The following is a 14536-nucleotide window of genomic DNA, read 5'->3' as shown; positions in this document are numbered from 1 at the left end:
CCAGAGGATATGCGGGGATCGGCATATGTTTTTTGATGTGCAGGAGTTTAGGGAATAATCCGGACATAGCGCAGCACCTCTCAATCTGTCCCGATAATTCCGGTACGTTTTTTAAGTCCGCCCGGCAGCCGGTAAAGCATTATTGATACTATTCCGAGACAAATCATATTGATAATAAGACCATATTCAATACCTAAAGTATATTCCTGTGCGCTTTTCCCTTCTATAACCGAATAAAAAACACCTCCTATAATACTTATTCCAAATGCGGATGCGGTTTGCTGAAAAGTGGAAAATATCCCCGAGGCAATTCCCGCGTGTTTTTGCGGGACATTATTCAGGACAATATTTAACAGGAAAGGCAATACCATACCGTTGCCCAGTCCGTATAACCCGATCAGCATTATGGAAACGAACGGGGGAGTTACCGCAGTAAAAAAAAGTGACTGTAAAACAAAAGAAAGAAATATGATAAAAAGCCCTGTAAACAGGACGTTCTTCCCGTATTTCACCAGTTGCTTCGACGCTACCAATGAAGAGATCATAAACAGCAGGGCATGAAGCAGAAAATACATTCCACATTCCAGGGCAGAAATTCCCAGTCCGCTTTGCAGGTATACCGCGCTCATCAGCAGGTAGGCCGTATGGAGCATAAAATGAAACAATACCACACCGAGGCCGATATTAAATTCCCTGTTGCGGAATAAGCTCATATCCATAAGCGGGGACCTGTTCTCCCACTGTTTTTTTCTCTGGTCCCTGACAAAAAAGACCAACACCAGAATACCTGAAACGATCAGACCAATACTCCATAAGGGCCAGTGTTGCTCCTGTCCTTCGGTAATTGCGTATATAAGAGTGCCCAGGCCCAACGTCAAAATAACGGAACCCGAATAGTCAAAACCTATACTCTTCTCCTTTTCTGTTTCGTCCAGATACCGGTCTATGGTCCACAAGGCCGCCAGGCCAACGGGAAGGTTTATAAAAAAGATCAAACGCCAGCCTTCTATTAAAAATCGGGTTTCCACCAGGTACCCGCCTAATATCTGTCCTATGATCGCCGCAATACTCAGGGTTATCCCATACCACCCGATAGCTTTCGCCCTTTCCTCCGGTTCGGGAAACAGCACCTGTATGAAGGCTATGGATTGAGGCACCATAAAAGCCGAGCTCATCCCCTGAAAAAACCGGGCCGCATTCAATTGCAAAATCGTCTGGGCCATACCGCAAATACATGAGGTCAATGTAAACCAGAACATCCCCCAGAAAAACACCTTTTTTTTCCCGAGGTAATCCCCCGCCCTTCCGCCGGTAATGAGAAAAGCGGCACTGCCCAAAAGGTAACCGGCTATAACCAGCTGTGTTTCCCCGTCCGAAGCACTTAAACCCGTTTGTATGGCAGGGATGGCCATATTAATGATAAAAATGTCTATAACATATAACAACGGCGCTGTCAGAACAACGGCTAATGCCGATATCGCAGGTCTGTTTTTTAGTTGCATAAGATGATCGGTTTAGGATTTTACATGTTCATGGCAGAATCCTGTTTCATCCGGATCCTGAACAGAGGCAAAATTAGACTTGTGGTCTGCCGACGGCAACCGAAAATTGAACGTGTATTTTTTTGTGGAGATATATTTCAGGAGAATTTTGAGCGGAACCAGTTTCCACCGGACCAAAAAGAGGGTTTCCTCTCCCGGAAAATTAACCGGTAAAGTGCGTAAATCAGTTTAAAAAATAAGGCTGGTTGTTGTTCCCTCTCCTTCTACACTGCGTATCTGTATCCTCCCCTCGTGCAGGAGCATGATCTGCTTACACAGGCTCAACCCTATCCCGCTGCCTTTCTTTTTGGTACTGAAGAACGGAACGAATACGTTATCGATCACCTCTTCGGGAATGCCTTTTCCGTTATCGGTGACCCGGATCACTGCGTTGCCGTTCAGGTGGCGCTCGGCAGAAATTATAATCCGGGCATCATCCCTTCCTTCACATGCGTCCACCGAATTCAAAATCAGGTTAATGAGTACCTGTTCTATCAGGTAGGTATCTATACGTGCTTCCAGATCCTGGGGCTCCGTCCTGTAATCGACTTTTATTTTTTTTGCCTGCAGGGAGGGCGACATCAGTTTGTCTATATTGCGGAAGAGTTCGTATAATGTGACCCGGGTTTTGTTAAGACTGGTCACTTTGTTCAGGCTCCGGTAAGTTTTGGCAAACTTCATCAGCCCTTCACTTCGTTTTTTTATGCTTTCTATTCCCATCCGCATATCTTCCATTTCCAGCGGATATTCATCCGGATGGTCTATAGCCATTTGCACATTGGATTTCAGTGTTTCGGCCAGGGACGATATGGGGGCTATGGAATTCATAATTTCGTGCGTCATGACGCTGAGCAGTTTTTTCCAGGCTTCGGACTCATTCTGGTTGAGCGTATCTTCGATATTCTGAAGGACAACCAGTTTAAAGGTATTTTCACCCACATGAAATACGGCATTGGATACCAGCATCTTGTTTTTCTGCTGGCCTGCCTCTACGGTTACGGATGTTTCCCTGGAATGGTCTTTTTCGAATATATCCCGGAACAGGTCGGGTTTCCTGCTGGATATAAAGCGGACATTTTTTACCGAGGGTATGTCCAGGTGTTTTCGCAAAGATTCGTTATCCCACAATACATTTCCGGTTTCCCGGTCATAGGCCATGATGCCCACATCTACCATTTCCAGTATTTTTTGCAGGTAGAGGTATTGCCGTTCCTTTTCACTGTTAATCTCCTTTACGGTTCGGTTTACCTCGTTAAACCCCCTGTGAAGTGCCAAGATATCCCCGGTACCGTTCTTCTCCGGGTACCAGCGGGAAAAGTCCCTGTATTTTACGGCCTCGAAAAAATCATCTATCGCATTAAACCGCCTTACACAAAATGTGTAGAGGTAATTGAAGGACCAGGCGCTTAACAGGCAGGTTGGAATGATATAATACGCATTGCCTCTGCTTATGGCAAAGGCAAGTGCTACGAGGAAAATCAGCAGAATGCCTATTCGTAACAGAAGGGCCTTTTTATAAGATCTAAAGGTCATATTTGTGCAATCTACGGTACAGGGCAGCCCTGGTAATACCCAGTTCTTTGGCGGATTTAGAGATATTGCCGTTGTTTTTCTCCACCACCTTGAGAATGGTATTCTTTTCAATGGTTTCCAGTTTCAGGTCGCGGGGGCCCTCGGGCTGCTGATACTTTTCAATGGGGGAGAACACCAGGTCGTCTGCATAGAGGGTTTCTCCTTCGGCCATAATAACGGCGCGTTCCAGGGCGTATTGCAACTCCCGCACATTACCCGGAAAAGAGTAGCTCGTTAGTTTTTCCACAAAACTCTTATCCAGTGAAAACGGTTCTTTCATATATTTTTCGGCATAACGCTGTACAAAATAATCGGCCAGTAACCGGATGTCCTTTCCGCGTTCCCGCAAGGGGGGAACTGTTATTTCTACGGTATTTATCCTGTAAATGAGGTCTTTCCGAAACCGGCTCTCATCGGCAAGTTCGGGGAGTCCTATATTGGTGGCACAGATAAGCCGGATATCTACGGGAACGGTATCATTAGATCCTAAGGGTGTAATATACCTGTTTTGCAATACCGTCAGCAGGCGTGCCTGTTGCTGCAGGCTTATATTACCAATTTCATCGAGAAAAAGCGTTCCGCCGGAAGCCGCTTCAAACCTGCCCTTGCGATCTTCCCGCGCATCGGTAAATGCCCCTTTTTTATAACCGAACAACTCACTTTCAAAAAGTGAAGGGGTAAGTGCCCCGAGGTCCACTTTAACAAAAGGCTTGTCTTTACGCAGGGAGTTGTCGTGTAGTGCTCTCGCTATAAGATCCTTACCGGTTCCGTTCTCTCCCAGTATCAATACGTTGGCGTCGGTGGGGGCCACTTTTTGCAGTTTCAGGAAGACATTACGCATCACATCGCTTTCCCCCAGTATCCTGTCGCCCCGGAGCTGCACAGGTCTAACGGCATTTTTCGGTGATCTTTTCTTATTGAGAAGATCCTGAACGGACTCTAGTATCTTTTCATTTTTCCAGGGTTTCACCAAAAAATCGGAAGCCCCCTCCTTAAGGGAACGTATGGCCAGGTCAATATCCCCGTAGGCCGTAATAAGAATAACATCTACCTTGTCATTTGCTTCCCGGATCTTGCGAAGCCAGAACAAGCCTTCATTACCGGTATTGACGAGCCCGTTGAAGTTCATGTCCAGGATAATGACATCGAAACTCGATTTACTGAGAATAGACAGGATATGATCGGGTTTCTTCTCCGTCACAACCTCCTTTACCTTCGCTTTGAACAATAGCCGCATGGCAGTCAATACATCGGTATCGTCATCTATGATTAATATTCGGGCGTCTTTTAGCTGCATTGTTTATTGGTTGTAAGTTACAGGTTACAGGTTGCAAGTTACAGGTTGCAGGTTACAGGTTGCAGGTTACAGGTTACAGATTGCATTGTAATTTAATCGTAATTATATTTAGAGCCTTTTCTGTTTGATTTCTGTAAATAGGTCATAAAATACTTTATTTTTTTGCTGGTCAAAACTAACTTATCGTACGTTCTTTCAAAAGTTTCTGAATTAATATGATTTCGGTCCAGACATCTGTATAATTGAGAATGTAGCTCTCCACAGGAAGCCTTTGAAATACTGAGAAAATGAATGAATTCTTTATTTCCATCACGTTCATACCCTTCTGCTATATTGTCCATTATGGATCCCGAAGAGCCATTCATCTGCTCTCTTAATTTATAATCGTTTTTTAGTGGTGTTGACTCTATAAGGTTCCAAATATCTTTACAGATTCCCCTGGCAAGCTGCCATACCTCTAAATCTTCAAATCTTTTAATACTGGCCATTATATTCTGTATCTGATCAAACCAACCTGCAACCTGAAACCTGCAACTCATCTCTACAATATTACAATATAATCCCTTTTAATAAAAAAAGTACCGATCCTAATTTCCCCAAGTACAAAAGTGTATTACCAGCGAACATAAAGTGTATCGAAACCGAACACTTTTCTCAGTAGAAAATCAATCAAACCACTATAAAACAGTATTTTAGACTTTTGGCACGATAATGATATAATACTCGACAAATTGCACTTTATGGATATTCCGATTAAAAAGAAACGTTTTACCACTTCCCGCATTATCATGCTGGTCGGGGGTGTTTTACTCTTATCTCTTATTATTTTCACAATTATCTCTTCTTCAGGAGGGTCCAAACTCAATGTAGACACCGAACGCATAACCATAAGTGAAGTAAAACAGGGCGTTTTCCAGGAAAATATTCCCGTTAACGGTATCGTACTCCCTATTACCACCATTTACCTGGACGCCGTGGAAGGCGGACGGGTAGAAGAAAAATTTGTGGAAGACGGAGCCGTGATGAAAGCAGGTGACCCTATTCTCCGGTTATCCAATACGGATTTGGAACTCAGTCTGGTAAACCAGGAAACAGCCGTATATAACCTGCTTACCCAAATGCAGATACAACAAAATGCTGCCAGGCAAAATACTATAAACAGGCTCAATCAATTAACAGATGTGGAAAACAGCCTTATCGAAGCCAAAAGGATATACGAACTAAATAAAAGGCTTTTTGACGAAAAGGCTGTTGGCAAACAGGAATTGCTGGAATCGGAAAACAATTACAACTACCAGAAGGAACGAATGAAACTGGCCGAAGAAGTAGTTAAACAGGATTCTATGGCCTCCCGGCAGGAACTGGACCAGGCAGAAAGTTCGTATAACAGAACCCGGAACGCCCTCGATCTGATGCGTAAAAAAGTGGGGGACCTGGTGGTAAGGGCACCCGTAGACGGGCAATTAACCTCTCTCGATGCCGAAATAGGACAATCCAAAACCAAGGGAGAACGACTGGGACAGATAGATGTGCTCAGCGGTTTTAAAGTACGGGCAGACATCGACGAACATTATATTTCAAGGATATACAACGGGCAATCCGGCTCCTTTACCTTTAAAAACGAAACCTATACCCTGGTCATTAAAAAAGTATACACCCAGGTTACCAATGGTCGTTTTCAGGTAGACATGCACTTTGAAGGAGATGTACCGGAAGGTATACGCCGCGGACAAACATTACAGATTCGCCTGGCGCTCAGCCAGGAAAAAGAAGCATTGCTCCTGGCCAAAGGCGGATTTTTCCAGAAAACCGGTGGTAACTGGGTATTCAAGGTAAGTGAAGACGGCAAGAGTGCCTATAAGCAGGAAATACGGCTCGGCAGCCAGAACACCGAGTATTATGAAGTTCTGGAAGGCCTGCAGCCCGGAGATAAGGTCGTTACCTCCGGATATGATAACTTTGGAGATATACAGGAATTGATTTTGAATTAGGGGACACCCCCCCTGCCCCCCTCAAGGGGGGAAAAAGTTCCTCTCAAAGAGAGGTAGATATCCCCCCTTGAGGGGGGGGAGGGGGGTGTTACAGCAGTAAAACACAATCTTAAAAAAGACAAAAACAAACATCCATGATAAAAATTACCGACTTAGAAAAGTTTTACCGCACGGAAGAGGTACAAACGGTTGCGCTTAACAAGCTTTCCTTTGATGTAAAGGAAGGAGAATTTGTGGCGGTTATGGGGCCTTCCGGCTGCGGAAAGTCGACCCTGCTGAATATCCTGGGGTTGCTCGATGACCCGGACGGGGGAAGCTTTATCTTCAATGGTATCGAAGTTTCAGGTTTTAACGAACGAAAACGGGCCAACCTTCGCAAGCACAACATAGGTTTTGTATTTCAGAGTTTTAACCTCATCGATGAACTTACCGTATTTGAAAATGTGGAACTGCCGCTCATTTATACGGGAGTAAAAGCCGCAGACCGCAAGGAAAGGGTACACGAAGTCCTGGAAAAAATGCAGATCATGCACCGGAAAAATCACTTCCCGCAACAGCTTTCCGGCGGACAGCAGCAAAGGGTTGCCGTTGCCCGTGCTGTAGTGAACAATCCCAAACTCATCCTTGCCGATGAGCCGACGGGAAACCTCGATAGCAGCAACGGTAACGAGGTCATGGACCTCCTTACGGAACTCAACCAGCAGGGAACGACCATTGTTATGGTAACGCACAGCGAACACGATGCCAAGTTCAGCCATCGCATCATACGGATGCTGGACGGGCAAAAAGTAACGGAGAATATCCTGGTGTAAAACGAATAAAAACACATCCATCAATCAAAAAACAGTTATGATCCGGAATTACTTTAAAATAGCATGGCGGAATCTTAAAGAAAACAAATTCTTTTCTTTTATCAATATTCTTGGACTCACCATCGGTACGTCGTGTTTTTTGCTCATAGCCCTTTATATTTTTGACGAACTGACTTTTGACCGTTTTCACCAACACACATCCAATATTTACAGAGCGGTAAATCATAAAACGAATTCGGACGGCCAATTAACAAAGATCGCCGGAACAGGTTACCAGGTTTCGGAAAAAGCAAAAATCGATTTTCCTGAAATACAAGGTATGGCCAGGATGATCACTTTAGGGCGGACCAATGTTTCTACTTTAGACAATTCACTGGTTTTTCACGAATACATCACCCTGGGCAACCCACATTTTTTCGATGCTTTCGATTTCGAATTCCTGCAGGGAACCCCGGCTAATGCATTAACCGAGCCCCATACCGTTGTTATGACGGAGGAAATGGCACATAGGCTCTTCGGCACTGCCGATGTATTGGGAAAAACCATAAAGACCGATGTAGATGATATTCCTGTTAAGATCACCGGAGTACTAAAAAACTTTCCGGGCAATTCGAGTATCGTATTTAATATGCTTTTTTCCGAATCGAGTATGACAGGCGACGGATTTAAGAATTTCATAAACACAGACTGGGATTCGGATGCTTTTGCTACTTATTTTTTACTGAAAGACCAGAGCAACCCTAAAAAAGTTGAGGCTGGCATCACCGCACTTATAGCAGAAAATCGGGATACCGGTATTCCCGGTAAAACCGAACTTGCGCTGCAACCCCTGGCAGATATTCATTTCCATTCTAAAGATATTGAGGGTGATTCGGGGAAAAAAGGCTCTCTAACCACAATATATGTCTTTTCCATTGTTGCATTTTTCGTGCTTTTTATTGCCTGTGTCAATTATATGAACCTGACCACCGCACGATATGCCAACAGGGCCAAAGAGATCGCTGTTCGCAAAGTAGTAGGTGCATCAAGACAGAACCTGACGAGACAATTTCTCACCGAAGCATTTTTGACAACAGTTATCGCCATTATTTTTGCCCTGATTATCACCAAAATCACATTACCCTGGTTTAATTCGTTCACAGAAAAGCAACTGGCACTCGGAATAGCAACCGATTATCGTATCCTGTTAGGTATAGGCTTAATTACCATCGTGGTAGGACTGTTATCCGGATTATATCCGGCATTGGTCCAGGCAGCTTTGAAACCGCTCTCGCTGATGAAACACAAAGACCAGATGAACAAAGGGAAAGTTTCCCTGCGCCGCAGTTTGGTTGTATTGCAATTTGTGGTATCTATCTTCATGATCGTGGCTACTATGGTGATTTACCTGCAAATGAAATACCTCAACAACAAGGACATAGGTTTCCGGAAAGATCAGTTGGTCGTAGTCGATATTAACAGTGGAGATGTCCGGAACAGCTGGCAAACCATTAGAAACGAATTTTCAAAACTCCCACAGGTTGCCAGTGTATCCGTAAGTTCGAGGGTTCCGGGGGAGTGGAAAAACCTGCCCAGGGTATCTGTATACAACAATGCCGGGGCTCCACAGGGAAAAAATATGTTTTTCCTGGGAGTGGACGATCAGTTTTTACAAACCTATGACATAAAACTCGTACGGGGAAGAAATTTCCTCCCCGACCATTCGACAGATTCCACGTCGGTACTGATCAATGAAAGCGCCGCCGAGGCGTTGAATATTGTAGAACCCTCCGGGCAATTTATCGAAATCCCATCCGTAAATTTCGGAGGTGATTTTTCCCCGCTGGATAAGCCATTCCTTGCCAGGGTGGTGGGTATTGTGCGTGATTTCAATTTTCAATCGCTTCGTGAACCGTTGGCCCCAATGGTAATCGGAGCCCAGAACAATCCGGTTCACAATATAGATTACTTTACGGTGAGGCTTGCCCAGGGGAATACGGATGTTCTTGCTGCACTAAAAAAAATGCAGGAAATATTCTATGAGATCGACCGGGGCCATCAACTCGAATATCATTTTCTCGATGAACAATGGCAATTGTTCTATCGCCATGACAGAATAAGAGAAACCATTTTTACAATAATGACCCTGTTAGCCATCCTTATTGCCTGTCTTGGCCTACTTGGTCTTTCTACCTATGCTGCAGAACAACGAATCAAGGAAATTGGCATCCGCAAAGTATTGGGCGCCTCCACCGGGGGTATAGTGACCCTTTTATCAAAAGATTTTATAAAACCCGTGTTGATAGCCATTCTCATCGCTTCACCTATTGCTTGGTGGAGCATGAACTCATGGCTGGAAGGTTTTGCATATAGAATATATATAAAATGGTGGATGTTCGCTCTTGCAGGACTGATAGCAGTGGCTATTGCCCTGATAACGGTAAGCGGACAATCTATAAAAGCCGCGACTGCCAACCCGGCAAAAAGCCTGCGAACCGAATAAACCGAACTGTTATGATAAGGAATTACTTCAAAATAGCGTGGCGGAATCTTTGGAAAAAAAAGATATATACCTCAATTAATATACTGGGACTGGGCATAGGGATGGCGTGTTGCTTATTAATAGCCATGTATGTTCAGGATGAGTTGTCTTATGATAAATATCACACCAATACAGACCGGATATACCGGGTTGTCCATGCCGAAACCTATGGTGAAGACCTCAAAAATACAGCACCTCCTGCTCCTGGTGAATTTGCTGTCTGGGGTAATGCACCTGTGGGACCGGCTTTGAGAGCTGATTTCCCCGAAATAGAAGAAGTCGTCCAGTTTTCGGGCAGAGCCGATATTTTATTGAAGCATGGGGATAAGAATTTTCAGGAAGAGGGTATATTCTTTGCCGATGCTACTGTCTTTGACCTTTTTAGCTGGAAATTCATTGCCGGCAACCCTAAAACCGCACTTGAAGACCCGTATAGTATAGTATTGCCGGAAAGTACGGCAAAAAAGTATTTCGGAGAAGAAAATCCCATTGGAAAAACGCTCGAAGGCTCGTCTGCCCCGGGCAGGGCCAATGCCGGAAGTTATAGGGTTACCGGTGTTATAGAAGATATACCGGAAAATTCGCATTTTAATTTTCCAGCACTTTTATCCATGAATACCTTCCGGAAATCCAGGGAAGATATATTTGACATGTGGGGATATGTAGATTTTTACACCTACCTACTGGTTTCCGAAAATTTTAACATCGAAGCGTTTGAAAAAAAGATCCCGGATTTTATAACCCGCAGACGTGGTGTTTCCCCCGATTCCAAATACACTATTGCATTAGAACCCTTGTCTGACGTATACCTGAAATCTGAAGCGGGAAGACAACCCGGCGATACGGGAAGCCTGCCCAATATTTATATTTTTTCCTTAATCGGATTATTTATACTGGCCATTGCCTGTATCAATTTTATGAATCTTTCCACGGCACGGTCCCTAGAAAGGGCCAGGGAGGTAGGCATTCGGAAAACTGTTGGCGCTGCCCGAAAAAACCTGATCTTTCAATTTCTGAGCGAATCTGTCTTGATTGTGACTTTTGCCGCTTTTTTAGCCTTGCTTTTTGTCTTCATAGCATTGCCTTTTGTTACCGACCTGACAGGAAAAAGTTTCAGAGGTGTCGATCTGTTCAACTGGCAGTCGGCCCTCGTTTATCTTTGTATCATATTCGGACTGGGACTCATCTCCGGAATTTATCCTGCGATGGTCCTTTCCGGTTTTAAACCCGCCCTGATCCTTAAAGGGATATCCAATACCCGCACCAAAGGAGCAGAATTGAGAAAAGGCTTGGTTATTTTTCAGTTTAGTCTTTCCATAATCCTGATTATCGGCACTTGTATTGTTTTTACACAAATGGGGTATTTATTAGATAAAGACCTCGGTTTTGACCGAGAACAAATGCTTGTTATAGATTATAATTACGATGGCAGGGTTAATAATAAGATCGAAACATTAAAAACCACATTTAATAATTTGCCAGAAATATCTTCTGTAGCGGCAGCGAGAAGTGTTCCCGGGAGTTATTTCCCGAATGCCGGAACCACTATCGAATCGCAGGAAGGAACTATGGCTCTTAATGTACCTGCAATTTATGAAGTAGATGTGGACTTTATTCCTCATTTTGACCTGGAACTGGTTGCCGGGCGGGCTTATTCCCGCGATTTTCCCGTAGATACCATACAATCCCTGGTAATTAATGAGGCGGCTGCAAGACTTTACGGGTATAATAATCCTGATGATATTATAGGCAAGAGATTTCAACAATGGGGAAGAGAGGGAAAAGTTATAGGCATAGTAAAGGATTTTAATTACCTTTCCTTACATCAAAACATAGAACCCCTGACACTCAGGCTCGCGCCATCGGAATGCCGTTATCTGATCCTAAAGGTCACCACAAGTGATCTGCCTGCTACGATAGCCAAGATAAAGGATGTATGGACCCGTACTGTACCACATCGCCCGTTCTTATACAAATTCCTCGATGAAGATTTTAACAGACAATACCAGGCAGACTTCAGGTTCAGAAAGCTGTTTACTATTTTTTCATGTCTGGCTATATTCATAGCATGTCTCGGACTTTTCGGACTGGCCAGCTATACTGCAGAACAGCGCACTAAGGAAATAGGTATCCGTAAAGTGCTGGGAGCATCTGTGACCAATGTAGTTATGCTCCTTTCCAAAGACTTTATAAAGCTGGTAGTTATTGCCATTGTTATAGCATCTCCCCTCGCCTGGTATGCCATGACACGCTGGCTGGAAGATTTTGCCTACCGTATAGAACTGCAATGGTGGATGTTTGCCCTGGCGGGTATAGCTGCAATAACCATCGCTTTGCTTACGGTAAGTGGCCAATCCTTAAAAGCCGCAACCGCCAACCCTGTAAAAAGCCTGCGAACCGAATAAACCGAACCGTTATGATCAGAAACTATTTTAAAATAGCGTGGCGGAACCTTAAAAAGAATAAGTTCTATTCTATAATTAATATATCAGGGCTTGCCCTGGGGATGTTCTGCAGTCTCCTGATATGGTTTTGGGTAAAGGACGAGATGAGTTATGACCGTTTTTATCCCGATTATGAAGATATTTATTATGTTAGATGTAATTCTGACTTTAACGGAAAGGTTGTGACCAGTGCCCTTACCCCTTCTCCTCTTGCAGAAGCATTGAAAAAAGATGTTCCGGAAGTCGCTTTTGCTACCAAGCTTGCGTATAACAGGGACCTTCTGATTAACTTCGGTGAAAAGGCCGGCAAGGAAAACGGACTTTATGCTTCAGATGATTTCTTTGACGTATTCCGGCTTCCGGCAATAGCGGGTAACCCGAAAGATGCCCTTGCCTCTCCGAACCACATTGTCATAACCCGGAATGTGGCCGAAAAATATTTCCGGGACATTTCCCCCCTGGGAAAAACAATACGGCTCAACAATGACAAGGACTATATCGTGGGGGCGGTTATCGAAAATATTCCCTCCAACTCTACCGTACAGCTGGACTGGGTTGTAAACTTTAAGGAAACGGAACAGGAATGGATGCAACTATGGGGGAATACGATGCTTCGTACCTATGTACGCCTGCATCCGGAAGCGGCCCCGGAGAACGCCGAAACCAATATGAAAGGGATCTATCCGAAATATGCCGATATGGATGTTTTCCCCATCCTGCAACCGCTCAAAAACGTGCGATTATATTCCGATTACAAAAACGGCAAACCCAGCGGCGGAGGGATCGAATACATACGTATATTTATGATCGTAGCCCTCTTTATCCTGGCCATCGCATGCATCAACTTTATGAATATGGCCACCGCCCGTTCTTCCCTTCGGGCCAAAGAGGTAGGAATACGAAAGGTGGTTGGAGCAGCCAGAAACTCCCTCTTTAAACAATTCATAAGCGAATCGATATTGACCAGCCTGCTGGGGTTGCTCCTGGCCCTTGGTCTCGTAAAGCTTACCCTTCCGGCATTTAGCCGGTTTGTCCGCAGACCGATAGAAATGGACATTACCGACCCTACAACCCTGACAAGTATTATTGCATTATTACTCATTACAGGATTCCTGTCCGGTAGTTATCCGGCCCTGTACCTCTCTGCCATATCCCCCATTCACAATTTAAAGAACAAACTGAAACCGGGATTTTTCAATGCTGCTTTTCTCAGAAAGTCATTGGTCGTGTTCCAGTTTACCCTGTCGATTTTCCTGATCATCAGCATGATCGTTATTAACGGACAGATGCAGTACATGCGTTCCGAGAACCTCGGGCTGGACAGGGAACGGGTCCTTTCCATACCACTGGAAGGAGAATTGTACAACAAGATGGAACCCTTTAAGCAGGAAGTCTTACGATCTGCGGCCGTAGAAAACGCTACGACTTCGGCTATGCTTCCTATTGATATCGGGTCCTCTTCCGGTGATCTTTCCTGGCCCGGAAAGGATCCGGATCTGCAAACCAATGTATCGGTAATGCATGTGGGATATGATTTCATAAAAACCATGAATATTGAGCTCGCCGCAGGAAGGGATTTTTCCAAAGATTTCCGGACCGATAGCCTGGCCTACCTTATCAATGAATCAACGGCAGAATTGATGGGAATGGAAGACCCGGTAGGCCAACAGATCAGTTTCTGGAACGGAGAAGCTCCGGTGATAGGTATGATGAAAGATTTTCACATACAGTCATTACATATGCCTATAACTCCCCTGATCCTATGTCTGGATCCCTTGAACTCTTCCCACATGCTGGTAAAGACCCGTGCCGGAAAAACTGCACAAGCCATTCAGGACCTTGAAAAACTGACCCGGAAATTCAATCCCAATTACCCTTTTGAATATCACTTTTTAGATACGGAATACGAAAAACTATACAGAACGGACACCATGATCAGTACATTAATCAAGTATTTCGGTATCCTGGCCATGGTGATCTCCGTTATGGGACTATTGGCCCTGGCGGCCTTTACTGCCGAACAGCGCACCAAAGAGATCGGTATCCGGAAAGTTCTCGGTGCTTCCGTAACCAATATCGTCACCTTATTGTCCGGAAACTTTACCAGGCTAGTACTTATTTCTATTGTAATCGCCTCACCGGTTGCATGGTATACAATGCATCGATGGCTGAACAGCTTTGCCTATAGTATTGAATTGCAATGGTGGATGTTTATCCTTGCCGGATCTGTCGCAATACTCATAGCATGGATAACGGTGAGCGGGCAGTCCATAAAAGCCGCAACCGCCAACCCGGTAAAAAGTTTACGGAGCGAATGAAGAATTTAGTTTAGTTAATTAGGTTTAAAAACCTGTTGGG

General features: G+C 44.5%; 9 protein-coding genes. 5 read left to right on the top strand and 4 right to left on the bottom strand.

Annotated features, from left to right (window positions below):
* Window positions 1-80: 80 nt before the first annotated feature.
* The 4 genes from ED312_RS05555 to ED312_RS05540 all read right to left on the bottom strand — a co-directional run bounded on the left by ED312_RS05555 (window position 81) and on the right by ED312_RS05540 (window position 4898).
* The gene (locus tag ED312_RS05555; RefSeq protein WP_123215019.1) at window positions 81-1502 is read right to left on the bottom strand and encodes an MFS transporter; all 1422 of its coding nucleotides are present in this window, start codon (window positions 1500-1502) and stop codon (window positions 81-83) included.
* A 228-nt stretch (window positions 1503-1730) separates the two neighbouring features.
* Window positions 1731-3074, bottom strand: a complete 1344-nt coding sequence (locus tag ED312_RS05550) for a sensor histidine kinase (RefSeq protein ID WP_123215018.1) — start codon at window positions 3072-3074, stop codon at window positions 1731-1733.
* Entirely contained in the window at window positions 3064-4410 is a 1347-nt protein-coding gene (locus ED312_RS05545; RefSeq protein ID WP_123215017.1) for a sigma-54-dependent transcriptional regulator, read from the bottom strand. Before ED312_RS05545 ends, ED312_RS05550 begins: the two co-directional genes overlap by 11 nt.
* 92 nt (window positions 4411-4502) lie before the next feature.
* Window positions 4503-4898 carry a four helix bundle protein gene (locus ED312_RS05540; protein ID WP_123215163.1) on the bottom strand — a complete coding sequence of 132 codons (396 nt, stop codon included), beginning with the start codon at window positions 4896-4898 and terminating at the stop codon, window positions 4503-4505.
* Window positions 4899-5150: 252 nt separating this feature from the next.
* Here ED312_RS05540 and ED312_RS05535 point away from each other — a divergent pair, with 252 nt between their 5' ends.
* The 5 genes from ED312_RS05535 (at window position 5151) to ED312_RS05515 (ending at window position 14496) form a co-directional block, all read left to right on the top strand.
* On the top strand, window positions 5151-6401 hold the full coding sequence (locus ED312_RS05535) for an efflux RND transporter periplasmic adaptor subunit (RefSeq protein ID WP_123215016.1): 1251 nt from the start codon (window positions 5151-5153) through the stop codon (window positions 6399-6401).
* A gap of 134 nt (window positions 6402-6535) precedes the next feature.
* Window positions 6536-7213 carry an ABC transporter ATP-binding protein gene (locus ED312_RS05530; RefSeq protein ID WP_123215015.1) on the top strand — a complete coding sequence of 226 codons (678 nt, stop codon included), beginning with the start codon at window positions 6536-6538 and terminating at the stop codon, window positions 7211-7213.
* Window positions 7214-7250: 37 nt separating this feature from the next.
* The gene (locus tag ED312_RS05525) at window positions 7251-9695 is read left to right on the top strand and encodes an ABC transporter permease (RefSeq protein ID WP_123215014.1); all 2445 of its coding nucleotides are present in this window, start codon (window positions 7251-7253) and stop codon (window positions 9693-9695) included.
* An 11-nt stretch (window positions 9696-9706) separates the two neighbouring features.
* Window positions 9707-12139: an ABC transporter permease gene (locus ED312_RS05520; RefSeq protein ID WP_123215013.1), complete on the top strand. Its 2433-nt coding sequence runs from the start codon at window positions 9707-9709 to the stop codon at window positions 12137-12139.
* Window positions 12140-12150: 11 nt separating this feature from the next.
* Window positions 12151-14496 carry an ABC transporter permease gene (locus ED312_RS05515; protein WP_123215012.1) on the top strand — a complete coding sequence of 782 codons (2346 nt, stop codon included), beginning with the start codon at window positions 12151-12153 and terminating at the stop codon, window positions 14494-14496.
* The last annotated feature ends 40 nt before the right edge of the window (window positions 14497-14536 follow it).

Source organism: Sinomicrobium pectinilyticum (assembly GCF_003725735.1).
Lineage (GTDB): Bacteria > Bacteroidota > Bacteroidia > Flavobacteriales > Flavobacteriaceae > Sinomicrobium > Sinomicrobium pectinilyticum.
Note: the sequence above shows the minus strand (reverse complement) of the source record. Positions and strands in the feature narration are given on the sequence as shown.